The sequence below is a fragment of the Companilactobacillus versmoldensis DSM 14857 = KCTC 3814 genome (assembly GCF_001434295.1).
GTDB classification, from domain to species: Bacteria; Bacillota; Bacilli; order Lactobacillales; family Lactobacillaceae; genus Companilactobacillus; species Companilactobacillus versmoldensis.
Window position 1 is genome coordinate 1 of the sequence record NZ_AZFA01000027.1, and the last position, 25,763, is coordinate 25,763.

Annotated in this window: 21 protein-coding genes, 1 tRNA gene and 1 pseudogene; 16 read left to right on the forward strand and 7 right to left on the reverse strand. The window is 38.3% G+C overall.

Features of this window, described 5'->3' with window-relative positions:
* Positions 1-64: 64 nt before the first annotated feature.
* Positions 65-736 carry a metal-dependent transcriptional regulator gene (locus tag FC27_RS10255; protein ID WP_010624644.1) on the reverse strand — a complete coding sequence of 224 codons (672 nt, stop codon included), beginning with the start codon at positions 734-736 and terminating at the stop codon, positions 65-67.
* Between the two features lie 119 nt (positions 737-855).
* Here FC27_RS10255 and FC27_RS10260 point away from each other — a divergent pair, with 119 nt between their 5' ends.
* The 4 genes from FC27_RS10260 to FC27_RS10275 all read left to right on the forward strand — a co-directional run bounded on the left by FC27_RS10260 (position 856) and on the right by FC27_RS10275 (position 6,164).
* On the forward strand, positions 856-1,377 hold the full coding sequence (locus FC27_RS10260) for an HdeD family acid-resistance protein (protein WP_010624643.1): 522 nt from the start codon (positions 856-858) through the stop codon (positions 1,375-1,377).
* Positions 1,378-1,427: 50 nt separating this feature from the next.
* A tRNA-Thr gene (locus FC27_RS10265) sits at positions 1,428-1,501 on the forward strand.
* Positions 1,502-1,761: 260 nt separating this feature from the next.
* Positions 1,762-3,975: an alpha-galactosidase gene (locus FC27_RS10270; RefSeq protein ID WP_010624642.1), complete on the forward strand. Its 2,214-nt coding sequence runs from the start codon at positions 1,762-1,764 to the stop codon at positions 3,973-3,975.
* Positions 3,976-4,217: 242 nt separating this feature from the next.
* Positions 4,218-6,164, forward strand: a complete 1,947-nt coding sequence (locus tag FC27_RS10275; RefSeq protein WP_010624641.1) for a sugar MFS transporter — start codon at positions 4,218-4,220, stop codon at positions 6,162-6,164.
* A gap of 157 nt (positions 6,165-6,321) precedes the next feature.
* On the opposite strand, the gene FC27_RS10280 is transcribed toward FC27_RS10275, so the two are convergent.
* Positions 6,322-7,290 (reverse strand): beta-galactosidase small subunit, encoded by a 969-nt coding sequence (locus tag FC27_RS10280; RefSeq protein WP_010624640.1) that lies wholly within the window; start codon positions 7,288-7,290, stop codon positions 6,322-6,324.
* A complete protein-coding gene (locus FC27_RS10285) occupies positions 7,274-9,163 on the reverse strand; it encodes a glycoside hydrolase family 2 TIM barrel-domain containing protein (protein ID WP_010624639.1) in 1,890 nt (629 codons plus the stop codon). The genes FC27_RS10280 and FC27_RS10285 overlap by 17 nt, the downstream gene beginning before the upstream one ends.
* Before the next feature lie 292 nt (positions 9,164-9,455).
* Between FC27_RS10285 and FC27_RS10290 the strand changes: the two genes are divergently transcribed.
* The 4 genes from FC27_RS10290 to FC27_RS10305 are packed head-to-tail and all read left to right on the forward strand — an operon-like array spanning position 9,456 to position 14,161.
* Positions 9,456-10,622, forward strand: coding sequence for a galactokinase (locus tag FC27_RS10290; RefSeq protein WP_010624638.1), 1,167 nt, complete (start codon positions 9,456-9,458; stop codon positions 10,620-10,622).
* 18 nt (positions 10,623-10,640) lie between these two features.
* A complete protein-coding gene (gene galE, locus FC27_RS10295; protein WP_010624637.1) occupies positions 10,641-11,645 on the forward strand; it encodes a UDP-glucose 4-epimerase GalE in 1,005 nt (334 codons plus the stop codon).
* Positions 11,645-13,132 carry a UDP-glucose--hexose-1-phosphate uridylyltransferase gene (locus FC27_RS10300; protein ID WP_010624636.1) on the forward strand — a complete coding sequence of 496 codons (1,488 nt, stop codon included), beginning with the start codon at positions 11,645-11,647 and terminating at the stop codon, positions 13,130-13,132. Before galE ends, FC27_RS10300 begins: the two co-directional genes overlap by 1 nt.
* Before the next feature lie 27 nt (positions 13,133-13,159).
* Positions 13,160-14,161 carry a LacI family DNA-binding transcriptional regulator gene (locus FC27_RS10305; RefSeq protein WP_010624635.1) on the forward strand — a complete coding sequence of 334 codons (1,002 nt, stop codon included), beginning with the start codon at positions 13,160-13,162 and terminating at the stop codon, positions 14,159-14,161.
* Positions 14,162-14,268: 107 nt separating this feature from the next.
* Here the strand turns inward: FC27_RS10305 and FC27_RS10315 are convergent.
* Positions 14,269-15,069 (reverse strand): annotated as a pseudogene (locus tag FC27_RS10315) (alpha/beta hydrolase).
* Between the two features lie 320 nt (positions 15,070-15,389).
* Between FC27_RS10315 and FC27_RS12170 the strand changes: the two are divergent.
* From FC27_RS12170 to FC27_RS10330, 4 genes are all read left to right on the forward strand, one after another.
* On the forward strand, positions 15,390-15,512 hold the full coding sequence (locus tag FC27_RS12170; protein WP_268869696.1) for a hypothetical protein: 123 nt from the start codon (positions 15,390-15,392) through the stop codon (positions 15,510-15,512).
* A gap of 555 nt (positions 15,513-16,067) precedes the next feature.
* On the forward strand, positions 16,068-17,045 hold the full coding sequence (locus FC27_RS10320) for an ABC transporter substrate-binding protein (RefSeq protein WP_010624632.1): 978 nt from the start codon (positions 16,068-16,070) through the stop codon (positions 17,043-17,045).
* Between the two features lie 131 nt (positions 17,046-17,176).
* Complete coding sequence (locus FC27_RS10325) at positions 17,177-18,037, forward strand: aldo/keto reductase (RefSeq protein ID WP_010624631.1); 861 nt, start codon at positions 17,177-17,179, stop codon at positions 18,035-18,037.
* Between the two features lie 286 nt (positions 18,038-18,323).
* A complete protein-coding gene (locus FC27_RS10330) occupies positions 18,324-20,327 on the forward strand; it encodes a collagen-binding domain-containing protein (RefSeq protein WP_010624630.1) in 2,004 nt (667 codons plus the stop codon).
* A 55-nt stretch (positions 20,328-20,382) separates the two neighbouring features.
* Here FC27_RS10330 and FC27_RS10335 read toward each other — a convergent pair whose 3' ends face one another.
* Both FC27_RS10335 and FC27_RS10340 read right to left on the reverse strand, forming a co-directional pair.
* Positions 20,383-20,580, reverse strand: coding sequence for a hypothetical protein (locus FC27_RS10335; RefSeq protein ID WP_010624629.1), 198 nt, complete (start codon positions 20,578-20,580; stop codon positions 20,383-20,385).
* Complete coding sequence (locus FC27_RS10340; protein WP_010624628.1) at positions 20,577-21,659, reverse strand: acyltransferase; 1,083 nt, start codon at positions 21,657-21,659, stop codon at positions 20,577-20,579. The genes FC27_RS10335 and FC27_RS10340 overlap by 4 nt, the downstream gene beginning before the upstream one ends.
* Before the next feature lie 93 nt (positions 21,660-21,752).
* On the opposite strand from FC27_RS10340, the gene FC27_RS10345 reads away from it, so the two are divergent.
* From FC27_RS10345 to FC27_RS10355, 3 genes are all read left to right on the forward strand, one after another.
* The gene (locus FC27_RS10345) at positions 21,753-22,433 is read left to right on the forward strand and encodes a CPBP family glutamic-type intramembrane protease (RefSeq protein WP_235699643.1); all 681 of its coding nucleotides are present in this window, start codon (positions 21,753-21,755) and stop codon (positions 22,431-22,433) included.
* Between the two features lie 163 nt (positions 22,434-22,596).
* Positions 22,597-23,595, forward strand: a complete 999-nt coding sequence (moaA, locus tag FC27_RS10350) for a GTP 3',8-cyclase MoaA (RefSeq protein ID WP_010624626.1) — start codon at positions 22,597-22,599, stop codon at positions 23,593-23,595.
* Positions 23,596-23,597: 2 nt separating this feature from the next.
* Positions 23,598-23,939: a metal-sulfur cluster assembly factor gene (locus tag FC27_RS10355; protein ID WP_010624625.1), complete on the forward strand. Its 342-nt coding sequence runs from the start codon at positions 23,598-23,600 to the stop codon at positions 23,937-23,939.
* Here FC27_RS10355 and moaC read toward each other — a convergent pair.
* A complete protein-coding gene (gene moaC / locus FC27_RS10360; protein WP_029508184.1) occupies positions 23,936-24,427 on the reverse strand; it encodes a cyclic pyranopterin monophosphate synthase MoaC in 492 nt (163 codons plus the stop codon). The two genes, FC27_RS10355 and moaC, sit on opposite strands and share 4 nt — an antisense overlap.
* A 77-nt stretch (positions 24,428-24,504) precedes the next feature.
* On the opposite strand from moaC, the gene FC27_RS10365 reads away from it, so the two are divergent.
* Positions 24,505-25,686: a SufD family Fe-S cluster assembly protein gene (locus tag FC27_RS10365; protein ID WP_010624623.1), complete on the forward strand. Its 1,182-nt coding sequence runs from the start codon at positions 24,505-24,507 to the stop codon at positions 25,684-25,686.
* Positions 25,687-25,763: the final 77 nt, after the last annotated feature.

Consider the following 25,763-nt stretch of genomic DNA (forward strand, 5'->3'; position numbering starts at 1 on the left):
CCAGAAAGTTTAGACCCATAAAAATAGGGCAGGCATTCATTCGAATGCCTGCCTTTTTCGTGTATTAATTATTAAAAGATGCTTGGGGACGCTTTTCAACGAAGATGTAATCGACGGCCTTAGCGCCAATCGTTATCTTATTTCCATTTTGTAACTCAACAATCAATGAATTGTCGAATTGCTCGTGTTTAACGATTTTGATCAAATCATCAATCGTTAAACCTAAACTATTGAAATATTGCAAGAATTCGTAATTATCTGACAAACGAACGATTTGAACGACATCTCCATCATCAATCATGCTCAGCAATTTATCATCAGCATCAGTTTCACCCTGACCATTGCCAGGAATGATCCCGCCATGAGGACAACGTTGAGGCTCACCTAAGAAATCATTTAGACGATCCATTAAATCTTTATCTGATAAATGTTCCATGATATCAGCATGGTGATGCACAGAATCAACTGGATATTTTAAACAAGTATTTAGGAATACTTCCCAGAGCCGATGAGTTCTAACTAGTTGAGTTGAGATTTTCTTACCTTTATCGGTTAAAACAATTTTATTATACGGAGAATGTGTTAAGTAACCTTCGCTTGAGAGGGAACTCAACATCTCAGTAACAGAAGGTGCGGAGACGTTCATGATCTCTGAGATCCGTTTATTGGTGACTTTGGTAAAATCATAATTTAGTTCGTAAATAGTTTTCAAATAGTTTTCTTTATTAGGAGACAATTATTTATCCTTTCGCTTAGCCTAAAAACAAATTTAGTTACTCCATTATAACTCATTTTTTCGAACAATAAATGGTAAAATAGTTATGTAAGCAAAAAAGTCAATAAAGGGGAGTTTTTATGGAGTATTCAAAGCATAAATTCGATTGGTTTGGATTTATTGTAGGATTATTTTCAGTCTATGTCGGCTATCTAGTCGTCAAAAATCCATTGACCAGTTTATCAACGATAACGGTCTTCTTGGGAATCTTTGCCATTTTACGAGGAATTTATCAACTTTGGTTTGGTTCACAACTCAATAAGTATATGGGGACAGGTAGCGGTGTAGCTATATTTTCAGCTATCATCAGTATCCTCGTCGGTATTTTACTAATTGCTAACTTGAAAGTCGGTATCGTCGTAACGATTTATATTTTCGCTATCTGGTTCTTGATCGATGCGATTTTCCAAATATTAACTGCCAGATTGTATAGCTTCTTTGGAAGAGGTTATTACTGGTTGATCATCATTTTAGCTTGTCTGAGCTTGTTATTTGCGATTATTTTGTTGTTCAATCCAGTTCTTGCCGGAGGCTTTATCATCTTCATGTTAGCCTTCTTCTTCATCGCAACTGGGATCGCTGAAATAATTGAGGCATTTTAGAACATTTTAGTTTACAGCACTCTAAAATTTGCTAAAATACAAGATGAAGTGCCATCTTAGCTCAGTTAGGTAGAGCATCACCATGGTAAGGTGGGGGTCGTCGGTTCAAGTCCGACAGATGGCTTACTGACACCTAGCCGTTCTACATTGATGAGAATAAAAGTCTTACGAATTCTGATAACTCAGAGTTCGTAAGACTTTTTTTATTATAATTTATAACTTGATTAATTATTTTCCCCCTTTTCGGATAAAAAATAAAGGGATTTGTCTCATTATTCTCATGACAATTATAAAATTTACTAAAGTTTACTAGAATCGACTAATGAAAACGGATACACTTACGTTGTGAAAGGAATAAATTATTTATAAGACGGAGGGATTATCGTGACTATCAATGTTAGTGCAGAACCGAATGTATTTCATTTACAAACTGACCATACAAGCTATATTTTTCAAATTATGGAAAATGGTGATCTGGGACAAGTCTATTATGGAGCCTTGATCCACAGCAAAGACTCATATCAAAATTTGTCGCAGCGAGAAATTCATGATGCCACACCCGCAGTTAGTGAAGAGCTGAATGACCTACAACCCGAATTGGTGAAAAAAGAATATGCCGGATTTGGCAAAGGGGATTTTCGCTATCCAGCATTTCAATTGATTCAGGGAAACGGTAGCCGGGTCTCTGAATTTAAATATCAATCGTACAAGATAGTTGATGGAAAAGAACGCTTAACTGACTTACCAGCAAGTTTTGATGACCAAGCTGATGATGTTCAGACTTTAATGGTAACTCTCAAGGATTCCTTGACGGGAATGCTATTAGTTTTAAACTATACCGTTTTCCCACACCAAGATGTCATCGTGCGGAGTTCTAAGTTCATCAACGAATCCAGTCAGGACATTAAGATCAATTGTGCTTATAGTGCTCAAATCGATCTGCCAGATGCTGACTATGATTTGATCCAATTCTCTGGTGATTGGGCTCGTGAGCGTCACTTGTATCGTAATCATTTGCGCCCTGGTAGTCAGGGTGTAAGCAGTTTGCGGACGGCCTCGAGTCATCAGCAAAATCCGTTCATTATGCTGGCTCGTCCTCAGGCTAATGAAGACCATGGCGATGCCTTTGGTTTCAATTTGATTTATTCAGGCAATTTCAAGGATTCGATTGAGGTCGACCAATTTGAGGTTAGTCGTGTTTTGATCGGTATCAATCCAGATGAATTCTCATGGAAAGTGACTGCTGGCAATAGTTTCCAGACACCAGAGGCAGTGATGAGCTTTACTGACCAAGGATTCAATAGACTATCTCAACAGTTGGGAGACTTTTATGATCAGCATTTGACTAACCAAAATTTTGTCAAAAAAGATCGCCCAATTTTGATCAATAACTGGGAAGCTACTTATTTTGATTTCAATGAAACTAAATTGATGACGATCGTCGATCAAGCTAAAAAATTAGGTATCGAGATGTTCGTGCTTGATGATGGTTGGTTTGGTAAGCGAAATGATGATACGACGTCTTTAGGTGATTGGGACGTTGACTTAAATAAATTCCCTGATGGATTAGGGCACTTTAGTCAACGGGTTCATGATGAAGGCTTGAAATTCGGTCTTTGGTTCGAACCTGAAATGATTTCGGTCAAGAGTTCACTCTATCAAGAACATCCTGATTGGTTATTAGGGGACAAGAATGCCCAATTGACACCTAGTCGGCATCAATTCGTCTTAGATATGTCACGTCAAGATGTTGTCGACTATCTATTCAATAAAATCAGTCGGATCATCCAAAATACTAAATTGGATTACATTAAATGGGATATGAACCGTAATATCACTGAATCGTTTAGTGACAGTTTGCCAGCTGATCAACAATTAGAATTATCACATCGTTATATTTTAGGTGTCTATGACTTATATGCTCGCTTAACTGAAACTTATCCAGATGTCTTATTTGAATCTTGCGCTTCAGGTGGTGGCAGATTCGATCTGGGAATGATGTATTATGCGCCACAGGCTTGGACGAGTGACGATACTGATGCGGTCGAACGTTTAAAGATTCAATATGGGACTTCGTATGGTTATCCGCAATCGATGATGGGGGCCCATGTTTCAGCTGTTCCGAATGATCAAAATGGACGGGTAACGTCGTTACAGACTAGAGGGAACGTAGCTTTCTATGGCGACCTTGGTTACGAATTAGACATTACTCAGATGACTGCTCAAGAACTTGAACAAGTTAAAGAACAAGTGGCTTTTTATAAACAATATCGTCATCTCTTCCAATATGGTAAATTCTATCGGATCGATGATCCTTTTGGTGGCGATGGAAATATCACTAGTTGGCAAGTGACATCTGATGACCAGAAGCAGGCAATCGCTGCCAGATATCAATTATTGAATCATCCTAATGCACCTTATCAAAGACAATACTTTAAGGGATTAGATCCTAAACAACTATATACGGTCAATTCTGGTTCTGAAAAATTTTATGGGGATGAATTGATGCATGCCGGTTACTTTGTGGCCACTCCAGAAAGTGAAACAGGCTATTCGAAGGACTTCAGCTCGCAATTGTTTATCGTTTCAGCTGTTTAAGTTTCATTTAATGACTGATTGTTATGATTGAAAACGGTAAGTAAAGGTTTACTAATCAGTAAGTCAATTAAGATTTTTTTAAAGTTTAAATTGGAAAATTATAATCGCCAAAGACTGCTGTTGACAGGTTATATGGTTAAAGCTTTAGAAAAGTTTTACTAAAATATTGTTGACAATTTAACTGAAAACGATTACATTACACTTAGTTACTAAAACAAATTTAATCGGTGAGGCGAATCAATATGGGGACAGAATCAACTGGTCGAAAGATACTTTCGAGAATATCTTATTCGTTCGGTGCATTCGGGCATGATGCCTTCTATGCAACGTTATCAACATATTTCATTATTTATGTTACATCTCACTTGTTCGATAAGGACAGTGGGTCTACCGGATCACAAATGATTGGTGCCATTACAGGTATCATTTTCATCTTGCGGGTCGTTGAATTAGCTATCGATCCTTTGATCGGTAATGCAATTGACAAAACTAACAGTCGTTGGGGACACTTTAAGCCTTGGATCGTTGCTGGTGGGATTGTCGGTTCGATCGTTATGGCAATTCTATTTACAACTATGGGTGGTTTGAACGTTTCTAACCCAACAATGTACTTGATTGTGTTTGCTATTTTGTATATCACGATGGATATCTTCTATTCATTTAAGGATGTTGGTTTATGGTCAATGATTCCAGCTATCTCGTTTGACTCAAAAGAGCGTGAGAAAACTGCTACTTATGCACGTGTAGGTTCAAACATTGGTCAAAATATCGTTGGTGTTGTCGTGATGCCATTGGTATTGCTTTTTTCAACTAACTCCAACCATGGACAAGGTGATAACAGAGGGTGGTTTGCCTTTGGTTTGATCATCGCTATTACCGCTTTGGTTTCAGCTTTAGTCGTTGCTCTTGGTACAAAAGAAAATGATTCAGAATTACGTAAAAATGTTGAAAAAACTTCCTTCAAGGATGTTTTCAAGGTCTTAGGACGTAATGACCAACTTATGTGGATGTCATTGGCTTATGGACTTTACGCAGCCGGAATTGCGATCACTAATGCTTTGGAATTGTACTACTTTACATATATCTTAGGTAATGCTTCACAATTCTCACTACTAGCCTTTTTCAACATGGTCATCGGTGTCTTTGCGGTTCTAGCATTCCCTTCATTAGCACAGAAATTTAGTCGTCGGAAGGTCTTCTTCCTAGCAATTGGTGTCATGATTATTTCTTTGATCATGTTCACTTTCTCAGGTAAATCATTACCAATGATCATTACTTCTGCTGTCTTGTTCTTTATTCCACAACAATTGATCTTCTTAGTTGTTTTAATGGTTCTAAGTGATTCAGTTGAATATGGACAATTGAAGTTTGGTCACCGTGACGAATCATTAACACTTTCAGTTCGTCCATTGCTAGATAAATTAGGTGGTGCCATTTCAAATGGTATCGTTGGTTTAACAGCTATTTTGGCTGGTATGACAGCTGGTGCTACTGCTTCAGATGTTACAGCTCAAGGTGCCGCAATCTTCAAGTTCATGATGTTCGGTGTTCCAGCTATCTTAGTCTTGTCAGGTACTTTCATCTTCTTCAAGAAAGTCAAATTGGATGAAAAGATGCATGCTGATATCGTTAATGAATTGGAAAAGACATGGCACAAACATTTGGATACTGATGAATCCATGCAAGAGATCGAAAAAGAAGTCGATCAAGCAGATACAACTAGTTTCCAATTACCAGTTTCAGGTCAAATCAAACCATTGTCAGAAGTTAACGATACAACCTTTGCTTCTGGTAAGATGGGTAAAGGATTTGCTATCGAACCAAGTGATGGTGGTGTTTATGCACCATTTGATGGTATCGTTGAAGCAACCTTCCCAACTCGTCACGCTATTGGTTTGAAGTCTGATTCCGGAGTCTTAGCCTTGATCCATATCGGTATCAAGACGGTTGACATGCGAGGAACAGGTTTCGTTCAATACGTTGAAAAGGGAGATCGTATCAAGGCCGGCGAAGAGTTGCTTGAATTCTGGGCACCTGCAATTAAGAAAGCAGGACTCGATGATACAGTCATGGTCGTCATCACGAACCACGACCGGATCGGTTCACTCGACTTTACTAAGACCTCTGGTAAAGCAGAACATGGTGACCAAGTCGCTACTATGTCAGATGTTGATCCAACTAGAAAATAAAAATCAAGCTCTAAACCAGTGTAATAGCTGATTTAGAGCTTTTTTATTGTCTAAATCGTCCACTTAGATAGTACAAGATTCAAAACTAAAAATAGACCTTCCAATATATTTTGGAAGGTCTATTTTCATCTTATTTTAAGTTTACTATATTAAAATTTTATTCGACATTTGGATCGATCTTGAAATCGAAGTCGATATCTTTATCAGCTTTGAGATGATACTTACTTTCAACATCAGTACCCCAACTGTCGATACCACCAACACCACGAACGGCACCGTAGATTGTTAAAACAGTCCGATGTGCAAGAGGTAATTCTTCCTGATGAGTTGCATTCTCTAATTCCTCAGGTGTGTATGGTAAGCAACCGAAGGCGAAGTCTTGACTGGCTTTTTCAAAAGTTAAGTCGAAAGGTTGATCGAGGTGATCGGCATTGTTTTGCGTCTTATCTCTAGTCACAGTCACTTGCTTACTATCCATGTGCATTCCACATTCTTGTGGGACTAAGTATGGTGTTACTGGCAGACCCTTGACGGTGAAATTGCCTTTAGTGGCACCTTGTTTACGATCAGGGTAAGTTTCTCCAGAAAGTCCGGTATAATTAAAGCTACTTGCCTGAGTTGGCATTAAGAATTGCACACCTAAAGCAGGTAGGTCAGGTAATTTATCATTACCGACGAAATGGGCTTTAACGGTGATCTCACCATCATTTGCAACTTGATAAGTGATAGTCATCTCGGTTGCTGGCACGGTATTTGTCTGATAAGTGTAACTAATGGAAACTTCGGCTGCGTACTCGTGATTACTAAATCGGTTGTTAAATGGAGCAATCGGTAATTGATCGAAAGTTTTGCCATCTACTGTAACAACGATTTTCTTACAAGTACTGAACATGTCAGCTGCGAACCATTGTGCTGATTTGGTAGAGAAACCACTACCACGGTCGTTATCGGTCGTTGCCCGCCAAAAGACTGGTTTTGGTGTCCGATAGAGCCATTCGCGTCCGTTGACGAGCATTGATTCCATGCCGCCACGTTCGTAACTGAAGATATAATGGAAGTTTTCGCCACCGAGGCCGAGTGTTCCATCACCATAAATGACGTGTAGTTGTTTATTTGTGTTGACCATAATAGTATTTCACCTCCTGCATAGCTGGCTTTTCAGTCCGGTCGGCAAACATTAATCCGTCACCGGAAAATTCATAGTCTGAATGGCGTTCGTCGAAATCGCCACCGTAGCGAAGGACGTCGCGACCTGAGATATTATCATGAACAAGCAAAGCTTGGTCGATAAAGTCCCAGATGAAACCGCCTTGGTACATTGGATACTTGTCGATCAAATCATTGTAGGAATTCATGCCACCGATCGAATTACCCATGTCATGCATGTATTCGCAGTCAAGAAATGGTTTTTTCGGATCATTTTGGAGATATTTCTCGATATTTTCTGGTTGTTCATACATTCGACTTTCAACATCTGAAATTTGGTCTTTTAGTTCAGGCTTGTGGAAGACACCTTCATAGTGAGTCAAACGTGTTTGGTCATGTTGCTTGTAATATTTATTCATTTCAGCAATATCGCTACCGGCGAATGATTCATTTCCTAGTGACCAGAAGATGATAGAAACATGATTCTTGAACAAATGATAGTTAGATCTAGCACGGTCAAGCACAGCTTTGAGCCAATGCGGATTGTCGCCAGGGACATTGACCGATGGTTCAACGGTTCCCATTTTTTGCCAAGTTCCGTGAGATTCCAAATTATTCTCAGCCATCAAGTAGATTCCGTTTTGGTCACATAAGTAGTACCAAGGGATCTGGTCAGGATAGTGGCAAGTCCGGTCAGCATTGATATTATTAGCTTGCATCGTCTTGATATCAGCTTTCATATCATCAAGAGTGATCGCGCGACCACGAGTCGCTGACCATTCGTGACGGTTGACACCGTTGATGATCAAACGTTTGTTATTAACGTAGATAACTTTGTCATTCCGTAATTCAACTTTACGGAAACCAAATTGATAAGGTACGACTTCAAGCGTTTGACCATTTTGGCCTTTGATCGTGACAGCAATATGATAGAGCGTTGGTGTATCAGGTGACCACAAGTCGACTTTTGAAAAATCGATCGTGTCAAAGGTCGTTGTTTCACCAGCAGCCATACTCTTAGTTGTAATAACGTCATCGTTTGGATCGATGATCGACAACTCAGCGGTAGCTCCTGATAAATCCTTACCGGTGAGTTCTAAAGAAACGTCTAATTTACCAGATTTGAAGTCATCATTGACCACAGGCTTGAGATCCAAGTCTTCGACATGAACTTCAGGTAAGCCAAGTAAATTAACATCTCTAAAGATACCGGAAAATCTAAACATGTCCTGATCTTCTAAATAGGAAGCAGTACTACGTTTAAAGACTTCCACGGCTAAAATGTTTTCACCACTAACTAGTTTATCGGTCAGGTTGAATTCTGAAGGAGTGAAACTATCTTCAGCATAGCCAACGAACTCTCCATTCAACCAGACGTAGAAGGCAGTTTCGACACCTTGGAATTGAACTACGACTCGTTTATTTTGGAAACTTTCTGGTAAGGTAAATTTTTTCAAATAAGAACCGACGGTGTTGTCTTTAGCCTGACTAAAAGTCCCAGGGATGATTCGATCGGAATTTAAAGTATAGGCTGGCCGACGGAATATTTTACCTTCCCAAGGATACCAGGTATTAATATATTGAATTTGACCATATCCCGCCAATTCAATGTGGCCGGGCACCTTGATATCATCAAAAGTCGATGAATCGAAATTAGGTTGATAAAAGTTTTCCGGACGATCTTGTGGTGATTTAGAAAATCTAAAACGCCAGTTGCCATTCAAACTTTTTACTAAACTACTTTGGTGACCGATCTCATTACTATCAGCATAAAAATAATGATCACTGTGGGCTGGCAATTGATTGACTCTAAATACCTCAGGGTCATCCAGCCAGTTTAAATCAGCTTGCATAGAAGTACTCCTTTCAAAACAAAATATAAAACGCTTACAATTAAAATGATAAAACATTTAGATATGTTTGTATAGGATATTTAGTTAAAATTTAACTAAACAAAAGACTGATTTTAAAAAATATTTTCGATATCTCGGAAAGGATTACTAGAATAGGCTTTAATAAGGCTTTGTAAAGTAAAACGCTACCATTTTTGTTTTAAAAGGCTTTCAGACTATTTACAAAGTTACAGAAATGTTTTATATTTTAACTAATAAAACTTTTAGTAAAATAATTGGAGGTTCCAAAATTATGCAGAGCAACGAATTAAAGCAAGAGTTTAGTAAGATCTTTGATAGCACGCCTGAAAGAGTCTTCTTCTCACCAGGAAGAATCAATTTGATCGGTGAACATACTGATTACAATGGTGGACATGTTTTCCCATGTGCAATCAGTTTAGGAACTTATGGAGTTTATTCAGCTCGTCAAGATACAACTGTCAGAATGTATTCAGCTAATATCCCTGACAAAGGTATTGTTACTTTTGATATCAACAAGTTGGATTACGACAAATCATTTGGTTGGACTAACTATCCAAAAGGGATGATCAAAGAATTAGTTGATAATGGCTACAAGATCGACCACGGTTTTGATTTGTTCGTTCATGGTAACCTTCCTGATGGAGCAGGCCTATCATCGTCAGCATCGATCGAATTATTGATGGGTGAGATTTTGAAGGATGCTTTTGACCTTGATATCGATCAAATCGACTTAGTCAAAGCTGGTCAAAAAGATGAAAACAATTATATCGGTGTTAACTCCGGTATAATGGATCAATTTGCTGTTGGTATGGGTAAAAAAGATCAAGCTATCTTGTTAGATACCAACACAATGGATTACTCATATGCTCCAGTTAAATTAGGCAATAACGTTATTGTTATTATGAATACTAATAAGCGTCGTGAATTACAAGATTCAAAATATAATGAAAGACGTTCTGAATGTGAGGAAGCTTTGAGCCGGTTGCAAAAGGGCTTGGATATCAAATCATTAGGTGACTTAGACGAACATCAATTTGATGAAGCAGCTTACTTGATCAATGATGAAACTTTGATCAAACGTGCACGTCACGCTGTATTTGAAAACCAAAGAGCTATCAGAGCTACAAAAGCTTTAGCTAATGACGAATTGGAAACATTTGGTCATTTAGTAACCGCATCTCATGTTTCATTACATTTTGATTATGAAGTTACTGGTAAGGAATTAGATACTTTGGCTGAGACTTCATGGAAACAACCTGGCGTACTCGGAGCACGTATGACTGGTGCCGGTTTTGGTGGTTGTGCTATCGCCATCGTTAATAAAGACAAGGTCGATGATTTCAAGAAGAATGTTGGCCAGACATATCATGATACAATTGGATATGACGCAGATTTCTACATTGCAGAAATTGCTGATGGACCAAGAGAAATCAAATAATTTTTGGAGGAAGATAAAATGGCAATTTTAGTTTTAGGTGGAGCAGGATACATCGGCTCACATACAGTTGATCGTTTGATTGAAAAAGGATACGACGTAGCAGTCGTCGATAATTTGGTAACTGGACACCGCAAATCCGTAAATGATAAAGCTCGTTTTTATCAAGGAGACGTCCGTGACACAGATTTCATGAACAACGTTTTCGACGAAGAAGATATTGAAGGTGTGATCCATTTCGCCGCTTTCTCAATCGTCCCTGAATCAATGAAAGATCCATTGAAATATTTCGATAACAATACAGCTGGGATGGTCAAATTGCTCGAAGTTATGGCTAAACATGATGTTAAGAAGATTGTTTTCTCATCAACAGCCGCAACTTATGGCGAGCCAAAACAAATCCCAATCAAGGAAACAGATCCACAAGTACCAACTAATCCATATGGTGAAAGTAAATTAGCTATGGAAAAAATCATGCACTGGTCAGATGTTGCATATGGCATCAAATTCGTTGCCCTACGTTACTTTAATGTTGCCGGTGCCAAGCCTGATGGCAGTATCGGTGAAGATCATCATCCAGAAACACACTTGGTTCCAATTATTTTGCAAGTTGCTGCTGGTGAAAGAGAAAAACTCCAAATCTTCGGTGATGACTATCCAACAGATGACGGAACAAACGTCCGTGATTATGTCCATGTCGTTGATTTAGCTGATGCTCATATCTTAGCTTTGGAATACTTGAAGGAAGGTAAGGACAGCAATGCCTTTAACCTTGGTTCTTCAACTGGTTTCTCTAACAAGCAAATGCTTGATGCTGCTAGAGAAGTTACTGGTAAAGAGATCCCTGCAGAAATGGCACCAAGACGTGCCGGGGACCCAAGTACCCTAGTCGCTGCTAGTGACAAAGCTAGAAAAGTTCTGGGCTGGGATCCACAATTTGACGATGTCAAAGAGATCATCAAAACAGCTTGGAATTGGAAACAACAACATCCACAGGGCTACGATGACCAAGGAGGCAAGGCTTAATGACAAGCGTTGACCAATTTGTTGCGAAGGTGATAGCATCACCTTCTGAATACACTGGATTGGATAAAATCTATATTCACAACAAAGTTTTAAGTTTGATCGGTGATGACGAACCAGAAGAGATCAAGAGCGATGATATTGTTGATTTGACCGATAGTTTGGTTTCAGCAGCCATCAAGAATGGCAAAATTGAAGACAATCAATCGGACCGCGATATCTTATCTGATCAATTGCTCGATTTAGTGACGCCTTTGCCATCAGTTTTGAATCATAATTTCTGGGACAAATATCAGGTCAGCCCTGAAGCTGCAACTAATTACTTTTATCAAATTAGTCGTGACAACAATTACATCAAGACTAGAGCTATTGCAAAAAACGTTGTCTTTGATACGCCAACAGATTTTGGTGATCTAGAGATCACTATCAATTTGTCGAAACCTGAAAAAGATCCTAAGGCAATTGCAGCCGCTCGTAACCAACCAGAAAATGGTTATCCTTTATGCCAATTATGCATGGAAAATGAAGGTTATTTAGGACGTCTAGGATATCCAGCTAGAAGTAACCACCGGATCATTCGGATGACGATTGGTGGTCAAACTTGGGGCTTTCAATATTCACCTTATGCATACTTTGGTGAACACTCGATCTTCCTTGATGAGGTTCATCGCCCAATGGTGATCAATCGTCAGACCTTCACCAATTTGCTAGAGATCGTTGAACAGTTCCCACAATATTTCGTCGGTAGTAATGCTGATTTACCAATCGTTGGTGGTTCAATGCTATCTCACGAACACTATCAAGGTGGTCGTCATGATTTTCCAATGATGAAGGCACCAGTCACTCAAAAACTGGATCTTGGTTTTGACAATGTCTCAGCTGGGATCGTTAAGTGGCCTATGTCGACTATTAGATTGGAAAGTACTGATCAAACAGCTATCACTGATGCAGCTGAAAAGATCCACCAAGTTTGGAAAAATTATTCCGATGAATCAGTCGATGTTCGTGCCTATACAGATGGAGATCGTCATCATACGACAACACCTATTGCACGTAAGGTCGATGACAAGTATATTTTAGATATTGTCTTACGCGATAATCAGACTTCAGACAAGTATCCAGATGGCATTTTCCATCCACATCAGGATGTTCAACACATTAAAAAGGAAAATATCGGCCTGATCGAAGTTATGGGTCGTGCTATCTTGCCTGCTCGTCTTAAGACTGAATTAAAAGAAGTAGAAAAATATTTGCTCGGTCAACCTAATCAAATTGCTGAGATGCATCAGAAATGGGCTGATCAACTGAAACAGCAATATACCGTTACCAACGACAATGTGACACAAATTGTCCATCAAGAAGTTGGTAAAGTTTTCGCCCGTGTCTTAGCTGATGCTGGAGTCTTCAAGTGGGACGAACAAGGAAAAGAAGCTTTTGCTCGTTTTGTTGATACGGTCAAGGAACCAACTGACACGACTGAAAAGGCTTAAAGGAATTTAGATTACGGGGGTCAAGGAATGGCGACAACATTAAAGGATATTGCAAAAGAGGTGGGTGTTTCACTGGCAACAGTGTCTCGGGTCTTGAACTATGACCAGACGCTATCAGTCAGTGATGATACCCGGCAACGGATCTTCAAAGTTGCTGACGATTTGCAATATTCAAAGAGTAAACCACATGGTAATAACGTATCGGCGCATAAGAAGTTAGCTATTGTGCAATGGTATTCTGAATCGAAGGAACAAGATGACTTGTATTACATGTCGATTCGGACTGGTGTTGAACGACAGGGTCAAGCACGCCAGTTTGAGGTCACACGGATCTTTCAAAATGAGACTGGTAAATTGGACGCTGATGTTGATGCAATTATTGCAGTTGGGAAATTTAGTCCTCAGCAAGTAAAAGCTATGAGTGACTTGTCTGACAAAATAGTTTTTGCTGATGATGATCAATTTGCAGCTGGTTTTGATAGTGTTCTGACTGATTTTAAATTAGGTGTCGAGCATGTAGTCGATTATTTTTGGAAACAAGGTATTGAGGATATCGGTATCATTCATGGTTCTGAAAAAACGACCGACCAAATGGTTGAGATCAAAGATCCACGGATGTTGGCTTTTAAACAGGCCATGGAAAAGCGGCATGCATATAATCCTAAATGGGTCTTTCGTGGAGACTACACTAGCCAGTCAGGCTTTAAGATGATGCAACAGGCTATCGAGGAGCTTGGGGATGACTTACCACATGCTTTCTTTGTGGCAAATGATCCAATGGCTGCTGGCGCCTTAAAAGCCTTGCAAAGTGCAGGGATAGCCGTGCCTGAACGTGTAAAGATCTTTAGCTTCAATAACACTTCTTTAGCAACTTACGTTTATCCTGAGTTGAGTTCAGTTAATGTTGAGACCGAATTAATGGGCGAAACAGCCGTTAATTTGATTGTGAGTCAGTTACAAACCGGTCGTAAGATCCCACAACGGATCGAGATCGGAACTAACTTGGTTACCCGTGATAGTTCAAAATAATAATTTGTAATAAAAAAGTTCGTTACTCCAAGGATCTGATCCTTGGAGTAACGAACTTTTTGTGTATTATTTGAAATACGTTTCGATTTCTCGTTAGTGCTTGCACTCTAGATATTAAATATATCTTGGATGATTTTGGCTACTTGAGGGCTGCTTTCTTGATTGCCATGTTCAGCGTCTTCACCCGTAATGAATAGTTGTTGGAAACTAGCAACGTTTCCTGGGAAGATCTTTTTACCTGATAGGGCGCTATCACGTGAAACTACGCCGTCTGTTGACGAATCGTTTGGCATTGAACCAATTACATTAGTTACATTCAAATCGCTTGGTAAGGAGCCGCTAGCTCAAATTAATCGGTTAAGGAAGGCTGTGTTGTCTGCTCCATTGACAGCTTGAAAGTTGTAAGGAGTTCCGATTGAGATAAAGTGGTTAAAGTGGAATGAGAAACCAGATTTTGAAGCATTCTTTTCTAGATAAGTCGTTGTAATGGTTCCACCATTAGAGTGACCGACGATATCTGCTTGTTTGAATGGATTCTTTTGGTTGTAAGTCAGCAAGGCGTCTCGCAAAGCATCAGCATCTTTAGAAATAACTTTTTCAGTGTAGGAGTTTTGTGGGAAAAGTACGACCACAAATGGTCTTTCGTTTGAATTACCTGATCTGACGTCTTGACGTAAAATCTGACCGTCAATGTCAGCACTGAACTTGGTTACTGGGTGCTCATTGTTAGGATCCAATTGGGCAATCATCTCTTTCCAAGACGTTTCATTGTCAAAAGCTCCTGGTACAAAGATAACTGGATCGTTATTATTTTCTGTTGTTGCAGCCTCACTAGTTTGTCCGTTTAATAATGCCAAGCCTAAGAGAGCTGATACAGCAATCAGAAAGGAAATGATTTTTTTCTTCATAATTTTAATCCCCGATGTTTGATATTGAATACATACTTAATCTATCAGTTAATAAATTGGAAGTAAATATAATCAATATTTATTTAATTATATTGTAAAGCGCTAGTTCAAGGTAACTATATAAAAGTTTGTGAGTCATACTACAAAATCAATTAATAAAACATTTCTTTTAATTTTATTTTTAATTACAAAAATTACGTTATGTTACAGTTAATTATCAATTGATTTATATTGGTTAATGAATATTGTTAAATTTAAATTCAATGATAATATGAAAGTTGTTCCGGAATAAAAAAACAAAAAATGAGGGGGATTACCAAATGTTTTCATTTTTAGGTAACGTATCTAGCTTCTTTGATATGTTCTTGACATTCGGTACAACTGTTAACAATGCATTTTCAACATTGTTCAGTGGTATGTCAGGTTTATTCGGTGGCAAATAGTCACTAAGCAGATCATATAAAGAGTACCAATTTCACGGGATGGGTGAAACTGGCACTCTTTTTTTTGTCCATTTTTGTTCCTAATTATTAAACAGGTCATATTTAAATATTATTCCAAACTGGAATATCCATAGCACTTTTTTAATATTTTGACCGTGTCAAATGCTTGTTTTTTTCTGTTACATAAATTACCTAATTGTTACAGTTATTTATCAGTAACAGCAAATCGATAAATAGTTATTGTTAAAGTTAACTTTAGTGTTAATATTAGATTTGTTCCAAAGGAAAACAAAATTTGAGGAGGAAACTATCATGCTAGGAATTTTTGGATTATTCAAGCAACTAGGACAATTATTAAAAGGAATCATGCCTTTATTCAATCTTATTGAAGGCTTATTCCACACATTCAGAATCTAATCTAGTTTGATCAAAAGGAGTATTTCATTCACGTGAGGGGTGAATGAGATACTCCTTTTTTTGTAGAAATTTATAAATTGATGGCAAGTTCCTTCTAAAAATATTATTATAAAGGTATTGATAAAGGAGGAACTATATATGACAAGAGTTATCAAAAAACTCGGTCTTATTTTTGCGGCCCTACTATTGTTAGTAGGCTCGTTACCACTTTTGAATATCCAACAGGCAAAAGCGGCAGATTCATCAGACCAAACACAGGCAAGCAATACGATCAAGATTGGTACGACACAATCCGTCGCTTCTTTGCCTTTTTATGTGGCTCAAGATAAGAAGTATTTCCAAACTCACAGTGTTAACGTTGAGTTGCAACAATTCAAATCAGCCAGTAAGTTGGATGATGCCATCAAAGATGGTACAGTCAATGCTGCTGTGACAGATTTGGTCAATTTTACCCAAATCGCCAAAAAGAATAAATCATGGCGAGTTGCCGGAACTTTGACAGGCTACAACGGCCTAATTGCCAATAAAAAATATAAAAACGTCAAGAGTCTCAAGCATAAAACCATTGCCGTGGATAAGAAAGACGGCTCAAAATATTACCTAAAACAAGTTTTGGCCAAGAATGACCTTAAATTATCTGATGTAAAAATCAAGAACGTGGCTGAACAGGGGACACGCGTCAAAGATTTGAAGAAGAAGAAAGTTGCTGCTGCGGTAGTAGCTGATCCATTCATTTCTAATGCTAAGCATAATGGTGCTAAAGTTCTTAATAAACAAAAAGCTAGCAACAAGAATGGCGACGTTATTGCCTTCTCTAATGATGTAACTACTAAGCAAGTTTCTGGTGTTAATAATATTTTCAACAGTTACGATGATGCTCGTAAAGAGTTGAACAAACAAGGTTTGACCTTTACTGATATGTTGTTATTACAACTAGGTGCTACGAGAAATGGTGCTGTTAAGATGAACAATTTGGATATCCATTTTGCTAAATCACATCGAGTTAAGAAATCTGACTACAACAAGGCTACTAAATATGCCAAGTCCCAAAAGTTGATCAAGACTAGAAATAGCTTGAGAATGGTTGAAGTTAAGCTCGACAAAGTTCATAAATAAGTTTTATGATCAAATACATCGTCCCAGTTGGGATGGTGTATTTTTTTTACTTTTATAATTTTGTAATGGTACATATAATTATTTATATGCTAAAGTTTTATATAGGATATTTTGACGGAGGTATGTAATTTATGGCAGATATTCCAGAAATTGAATTTAATAATGGCGAAAAAATCCCTCAAATTGGTTTAGGAGTCTTTCTGATGAAAGACAAAAATGAATTTATGAAAGCTATTCAGTGGGCAATTGATGCAGGCTATCGCCACTTTGATACAGCCGCCTTTTATGGTAATGAAGCTTGGCTCGGGGAAGCCTTGAGAAATTCTGGCTTGAAGCGTGAAGAGTTCTTTATCACTTCGAAAGTTTGGAACTCAGACCATGGTTATGAAGAAACAAAAGCCGCTTTTGCAACGACCATGCAAAAATTAGGCTTAGATTATTTAGACCTTTACTTGATTCATTGGCCCGCTAACGATTACATCGAAACTTGGCAAGCCATGGAAGAGTTATACAAAGCCGGCAAGATCAAGTCGATTGGTGTTTCGAACTTTAAGGAACATCATTTGGCAGATTTAATGGCTCGTTGTGAAGTCAAACCAGTCATTGACCAAATTGAGACGCACCCATATTTCCAACAAAAAAATTTGGTTAAATATTTGCATGACCACGACATTGCTCATGAAGCATGGAGTCCAATGGGGCGTGGATCTGACGGTATCTTTGCCGATACGACATTAAAAGCTATTGCAGCTAAACATCATAAAACAGTTGCTCAAGTTATTCTGAGATGGCACCTTCAAAGACAAACGGTCATCATTCCCAAATCGATCCATGAAAAACGAATCAAGGAAAATTTTGATATTTTCGACTTTGAATTGAATAATGACGAAATGGCACGAATTGCAGATCTCGATACTGGTAAGAGAATTTATCGCGATCCCGATGATACTGAGTGGTTAGCTAAATCAGCTAAGACACCATTGCCAGAATGAAAAAGTTTACTAAAATCTTGCTGAAAAGCAAGATTTTTTTTATTTATCGCCGGTCAGAGTTGACGTTGTGAAAAATTTGATTAATAATCGAATTGTATGAAATGATAAGTGAATTGATATCAATATATAATAATTGTGATGTCGATTTTTTATTTTTTACTCATTTATGAAAACGGTTTATCAATCAACACCGTAAATTGACGTCATTTTTAAGTAGTAATTGATATTCTTTCTAGTAATTAGACGTTCACTGAAAAATTCACTTTAGTCAGAGGGGGATAATAAATTGAATCAAAAAAATTTCAAGGGGACAAAATGGACTTTATCAAGTGTTGCAACTTGTGCAGCTGCTTTATCATTCTTGATCGTGACTAACTCATCATTAGCTCAAACGACTGACACTGATCAAAACAGTCAAGGCAATGTTCAAACTGCCCAAGTTCAATCAGCCCAACAAACTGCTACTAGTGCCAATCAGTCAACAACTGATACGACTAACAATGATGCTTCACAAAGTCAAAGTGCAGCTCAAGCCAATACAACGGCAAAGACAGATGTCACAAGTAACTCAGATGCTACTAACTCTGCAAATACAGCAACAGCTACTTCGGCAAATACTGATGCTAACCAAACAGTTTACAATGCATTGCCAGCTGACAGCACTACGACAGCTAATGCCAATGCTAATTCTAATGCACCTGTAGCTCAGGCAAGTGCAACTCAAGCTTCAGCTGTTGCAACTAGCAACGACCAAGTTCCAAGTGGAGGGACAGTTTATGACGACTATCCTGATGTCTCTAATAATCCATTGGGTGTCGCAGCATACTTCCATATCTTTGCTAACGATGCCACATTGAATGCTCATACTAATGGTAATTTAGCTGTTAAGAATCTTGATGGTAATGTTAACTTTGGTACCAACGTTCATGAAGAATTATTAGATAAAGAAATTTCTTACATTCAAAATATTACTAATATTGCCAACAGCTCATTCGTTTCAGCTGGTGACACAAGAACTAATAAAGTTATCTTTGGTGAGAATGTTGATATCGACGTTTCAAATCCTAATCGTGTTAATGTTGCCGGTAAAGATATCGACCATTTGACAGCTTCCGAAACTTATCAAGATAAGAATGGTCAAGTATATATTGACTTCGCTAAAGAATTCCAAAACTTACGTGATAAGTCAACAGAACTTGCTAATACAGCAACGGAAAACCCAACAATCAGCAATTCTGACTTTGACGATCAAAACAATCGTGTGATTGACATCAATGACTATATTGTTAATGAAAATAACCAAATCATTTTGAACTTATCACCTGATGTTTTGAACAGCAATACACCATTGACTATTAAGGGAATCTCTAGTTCAGAGAATGGTCCAACTGTGATCATCAATGTTGATACTGGTGGTGACTCAAACTATGATGTCAACTCACCAATCAAAATCAAATATGATGACGGTTCAGATCGTGACAGCCAAGAGACTGAATACTTCGGAGATAATCATTTACTTTGGAACTTCACTGATAGTACAGCCCCAGATAAGTTGAACAACGGCACTATCAATATGAATGGTGTCTTCCAAGGCAGTGTCCTTGCACCAAATTCAACGATCAATGTTAACCAAAATCTTGATGGTAATATCGTTGCCGATAAAGTCAACGTTAATGCCGAGACCCACAGATGGGATCTACAAGATGACACTGAAAACGGAGAAGAAGATTTCGAAGGTGATATCGACGAGCCAGAAGATGAAGACGACACCGATGAACCCGGTGACACTGATGAAGGCGACACCGACGAACCCGGAGATACTGACGAAGGTGACACCGATGAACCCGGAGATACTGACGAAGGTGACACCGATGAACCCGGAGATACTGACGAAGGCGATACCGATGAACCTGGAGATACTGACGAAGGTGATACCGATGAACCTGGCGACAAAGATGATGGGGATTCTGAAGAACCTGGTGTGACAAATCCAGAGGAACCTATCGAGGGAGAAAATCCTGGTGGTCCTGAAGAACCTGCTACTGATGTCGATGGATCTGAAGAAGATGACAACTTGATCACTGATCCTGATTTTGGTGGAAACGGTGAAGAGTCCAATTCTAACAAAGATGCCAACAACAATGTTACAAGCAATCTAGCAGATCAAAAAGACGAAAATAAACAAGGTAATTTGCCACAAACTGGTGCTGAAAGCTCAATTGTCTTAACAGCAATTGGTGCTGCTCTTGCAGCTGCTTTGGTCTTTGCCTTCAAACGTCGTCGTGACTAAATCAAAAATGTTTGTAAAAAAATAGCAGTTATTCCAATTGGAATAACTGCTATTTTTAATGGATCAGTAAGCCGATTATCAAAATGATGATCCCAACAAGATTGAGGATACCGGTTATCATGATTGGTTTACGGTAGGGCGAAGGCATACCGTTAGCATGTTTTTTGAAACTGATATTACGATTGAGAAAAATCAAATGAATACTAACAGACAAAACCAAAATTATTAAACCTAGTAAAGTGATCCAATTCATTTTTTATTTCGTCTCCATTTCTTTCCAGTCAGAACATAATTTACGCCTGGGATTAAATATAAAATCCAAATGACTAATAATGATCCTAAAGCGACTGCTAAATAACGGGTGAAGGTTGCCAGTAGACCACCGTAAGGCAAGCTGCTCATGAACCAAGGTTCAATATAAAGAATAAAGATATTATGAACTAAATAAATCCCAAAAACCAGTGGTGACAAAAAGGAGAAGGCCTTTTTAACACCAGTCGATTTAGTAGCCATACCCCATTTTTGCAAGAGAATGTAACCACAAATAGCCATAATGACGATGGAGATCGAAGTGACGTAATATTGATTCCACATATCCATGGATTTTGGATAATGATTGGCGAAACCATTCCCTAAATAAGTGAAAAGCAACAAGACGATGATTAGGAACCAAGCCTTGATCTTCGAAATATCAATAGTAGAAATCAAATAACCTAATAGGAAGTAACCAACGAATCCGCCCATCAGGTAAAATGTAGCGGCGGGGTAAAAGTCTAAAGCGTGGGAAATATCTTTTGGTAATAAGTAAGATAATGAAGGCATCAGTGAATTAGTGATTATCCAGATACCAACCACATACCAAAGCATTTTTTGACTAGCGTTTTCCACGAATGTCCGCAGAATTGGTGACAAAACGTAAAGACCAATTAGAGGATACATGAACCATAAGGTTGGTGACACTGGTTGATATAAAAAGACTGCATACATTTTTAAAACTGCTGGTAGTGAAAATGAATGTGAGTACAAAGCGATGAATAAAGTTGACAAAATCGACCAAGCTACGAAGGGGATGACTACGTGAGGAATACGATTTTTCCAAGTGTAGGCAAGCGAGGTAGTTTTTTTACTATTTAACAACAATGTCCCTGAGATCATGAAAAATAGTGGCACACTAATGTGTGCGAAGTAGTTCAAAAGCTTGGTGATATGCCATTGGGTCGAACCAATGTGCAAGGTTGTATCAATGGCTGATACATGAATAAAGATAACTAAAAAAATTGCTAAAACTCGAATAAAATCTAAATAAAAAATGCGTCCCTGTTTTTGTTCCATATTAATCCTCCGTATATCTAACAATAATAGATGAAATGGGACTGAAAATGAAGTATTGCTTTATGATATAATGGTCGGAGTTAAAATTATTGAATGGAAGAAAGTTATATGCGAGTAGGACAAGCACCCGGTGTTGACTTGGTTCGCTATCTGATATGGATAGCCTTCACTGTCATCACCTTAGGTATCAAAAATTCCACAGCCAATGCTAAAGGTTTAAATGACATTTTAGTAATTATCTTTTTTATTTTCGGTATTGTTACTTTAGGATTGATGGTTCGAGCATACTTGCGCGAACGTGGATCTTTTATTGAGCCAAGAAGAAGATTCATGAATTCCTTGGTCAATAATATTGGTTTTATTACCTTGATGATCGTCTTGATCGTGGTTCTAAGAATGATGATCAGTTATTTACAAGTCAACGGGAAGTTACCAAAATTCCAAAATGACGACATAACAAGTTCAGATCAAAAAGTATTTATGTTTAATATAATTGCAAATGTATTTATTGTTTCGGTTCAACAACAGTTAGTTCAAACAGGATTTTTCTTTAATTACTTTTTCAGAAAAAGCTCACCAGCAAGTGCAGTAGGTGGCATCTTGATCAGTGGACTAATAGCTGGGGCAATAATCTTACCCGGTTCAATGTTGCAATTTTTCATGAACAGCTTCTTCGGATTCTGTTTCGCCTTAACATACCTATATACGCAAGATGAAAAAATGCCAGTGTTCATCGGCATGATCAGCGCATTAATAGGAACCATAATAATATAGAGAGCGCAAATTGACATGGTCAGCTTTCGAGTATTAACGAAGAAATCCCGGTAATCCGTTTTTTGGATTAGCGGGATTTTTTGCTGATTTTGGTATTTTCCCTAATTAATATCGTATTTGCCGTATGTCATAATGAAATTAACGAAGTATGGGGGGATTCATTATGGATAGACTTTATGACCAATATGATCGACTACATGATTACTTGCGCTTATCAATTACAGATCGTTGTAACTTACGTTGTGTTTATTGTATGCCAAAGGAAGGCTTGCCTTTCTTTCCTTCAGACAAAGTAATGTCACAAGACGAGATCATTGAAATGGTCGAAAATTTTGCCGAGATGGGCATCAGCAAGGTTCGGATAACAGGTGGCGAACCACTTTTGCGGACTGACGTTGTTGATATCGTCAGACGGATCAAAAACGTTGACGGCGTTGAAGATGTCTCGATCACTACCAATGGCCTGTTTTTAGGTAAATTAGCCAAAGATTTAAAAGAAGCTGGTCTGGACCGACTTAATATTAGTTTGGATACCTTCGATCCGAAGCGTTATAAGGAAATCACCCGTGGAGGAAATATCCAACAAGTCTTGGACAGCATCAGTGTTGCCGCTAAATTACATTTCAAAAAAATCAAATTGAATACCGTTTTGATCAAAGGTCAAAACGACGATGAGATATTAGAATTTTTGAACTATACCAAACACAATGACGTTAACGTCCGCTTTATTGAGTTCATGCCAATCGGTAATTCCATGAAAACATGGAAAAAAGAATTCGTCGGACTCGATAACGTCTTCGATATTTGTAAACAGAATGGCTTGGAATATACGCCAATCGAATTAAAAGGTAACGGACCATCAGATAACTATCAAATCAAAGGTAACGAAGGCAGTTTCGGATTGATCCATCCAATCACCGCTAAGTTTTGTGAAAATTGTAATCGGCTAAGGATAACGGCCGATGGCTACGTCAAAGCTTGTTTGTATTGGAATGAAGAGATCAGTATCCGTGAGGCGATACCTGACAAAAAGAAGTTTCGTCAGCTGATCCAGCGTGCTTTGGACAATAAACCACTGAACCATGAAATGGCTATGTCAGAAACAGATAGAATAATCGACGAAGCTCCAACTTGGAGACATATGAGTCAAATCGGAGGGTAATTATGGATACAGATAAAGTAATTGGACAAGGCGAAGAATTCTCAGAAATTGAAACTAGTGTCATGACCGCTTTAGAGGAAGTCATCGACCCTGAATTAGGAATCGATATCGTTAATTTAGGCTTGATTTATGATGTAGTCGTAAAAAAAACAGACTGCACCATCACGATGACCTTAACAACTATGGGATGTCCTCTCAGTAATTTATTAGAACAACAAATCACTGAAGCTGCAGAATCAGTTGAGGACATCTCAAGTTGCCAGATCAATCTAGTTTGGCAGCCTGTTTGGAATGTATCTATGATCAGTCGCTTTGGGAAAATCAGTCTTGGGATCCACGGCTAGTTTTTGTCTTGTTCATCAAAAATAAAGTGACCGCTCTTGCCACCCATTTTTTCTACTAGGTGAACATCGTTGATGATCATTCCGCGGTCGATAGCTTTACACATATCATAAATAGTCAGTAAAGCAGTTTGGACAGCTAAAAGTCCTTCAATCTCAACACCAGTAACGTGTTTAGTTTTAACTTGTGCCGAACAAGTGATAATCGATTCGTTGTCATCTTCGAAATGAATGTCGACGCCAGTTAAAGGTATCAAGTGGCACATTGGGATAAGTGAACTAGTTTGCTTAGCAGCCATGATCCCGGCCACTTGAGCGACAGCTAAAACATCACCTTTTTTGATCTTACCTTCGTGGATACGGTTCAAAGTTTCTGGGTGCATCTTGATTTGGCCGGTCGCAATGGCAGTTCGTGAAGTGACCTCTTTATTAGTCACATCCACCATCTTAGAACGATTTTGACTATTGAAATGAGTTAAATTATCCATTATTTTATCAACTTCCTTAGTTTTAAGTAATTTCAGTATAACAAACAATAATCGTCGAATAATTATGAAGGAGAAATAATATGTCAGTTGATTTTTCAGAAGAATTAGAAAATTACGGCAATAAACATGGTGAACCGCATTGGTTAGTCCAACGTCGTCTCGATGCCTTGAACAAAATAGCTGACGCTCCAGAAATGGAAGTTGACCACTTTAAAAATAATCAGATCAAGCCCTATTCATCAGTCGCTCCTGAAAAAATTAAGCTGACGAAAGAAGTTTTGAAGCAGGTGGAAATCGACGATGAAGAAATCGGTATGATTCAAATCGGTCAGTCCAGCTTAGAAAATACTTTAGACGAGGATGATGAAGATAACGGGGTCATCCTGACTGACATTTTCACCGCCTTTCGTCAACATCCGCGCTTGATTCAAAGTTACTTCATGAATAAAGTAGTCCCGGAAGACACTAATAAAATTACCCAGACGTTGACTGCTTTTTTCAATAATGGGATGTTCTTGTATTTACCAAAAAATTATCATTTAACTGATACAGTTATTTTACGGATGATCCAAGATAATATTCATGATCAACCTTTAGTGACGCATTTATTTATTTATGCAGAAGAGGGCAGTTCGGTCAAAATCGTCCATGAGTTGAGCAGTGTTGGTGTTCAAACTAGCTTTATCAACTGCGGAGTTGAAATTTTAGCTCGGCCGGGCAGTTCGATTGATTTGACGACCATCGACCATGCCAGCCAGGATTCAACCGTTTATTTTAATCGTGGAGCCAAAGTTTCGCGTGATGCGAAATTGAATTGGCAATTGATCGAGTGCAACGCCGGTGACACGTTAGGTAATTTACAAGTTAAATTAGCTAACAAGTCAGCAATGGCTAAGATTAAAACCATTACTTTGCAACGTGACCATAATTATTTAGGTATCAATACTGCCTTATTAGCTAAAGCTAGTGAGTTAAATGATGAAATCGAGCAATTTGGAACGGCTGAGCAGTCGTCGCAATTAGTTTTGAATGCCGGTATCTTTGAAAAGACGGCTGACTTTAGCAACAACTTCTTAACACCGGTTCAAAATGATTCAGATTATTATACTTATGAGAGCACCGTCAACCCGATCCATAAGAAGTGGCAGCCAAATGCCACTGGGGCAGTTGAAGATTTCTTACAAAATGTTAAAAAACAAACTAATGATGAGGTCTTTCAACGAGTTCAACAAGCGTTGAAAGATTTAGAGATCAGTCAATAAAAGATTTGAACACAAAAACAGGTATTCCCGATTTTTTTGGGAATACCTGTTTTTTGTGGCTCTAAGTCAAATCGTAT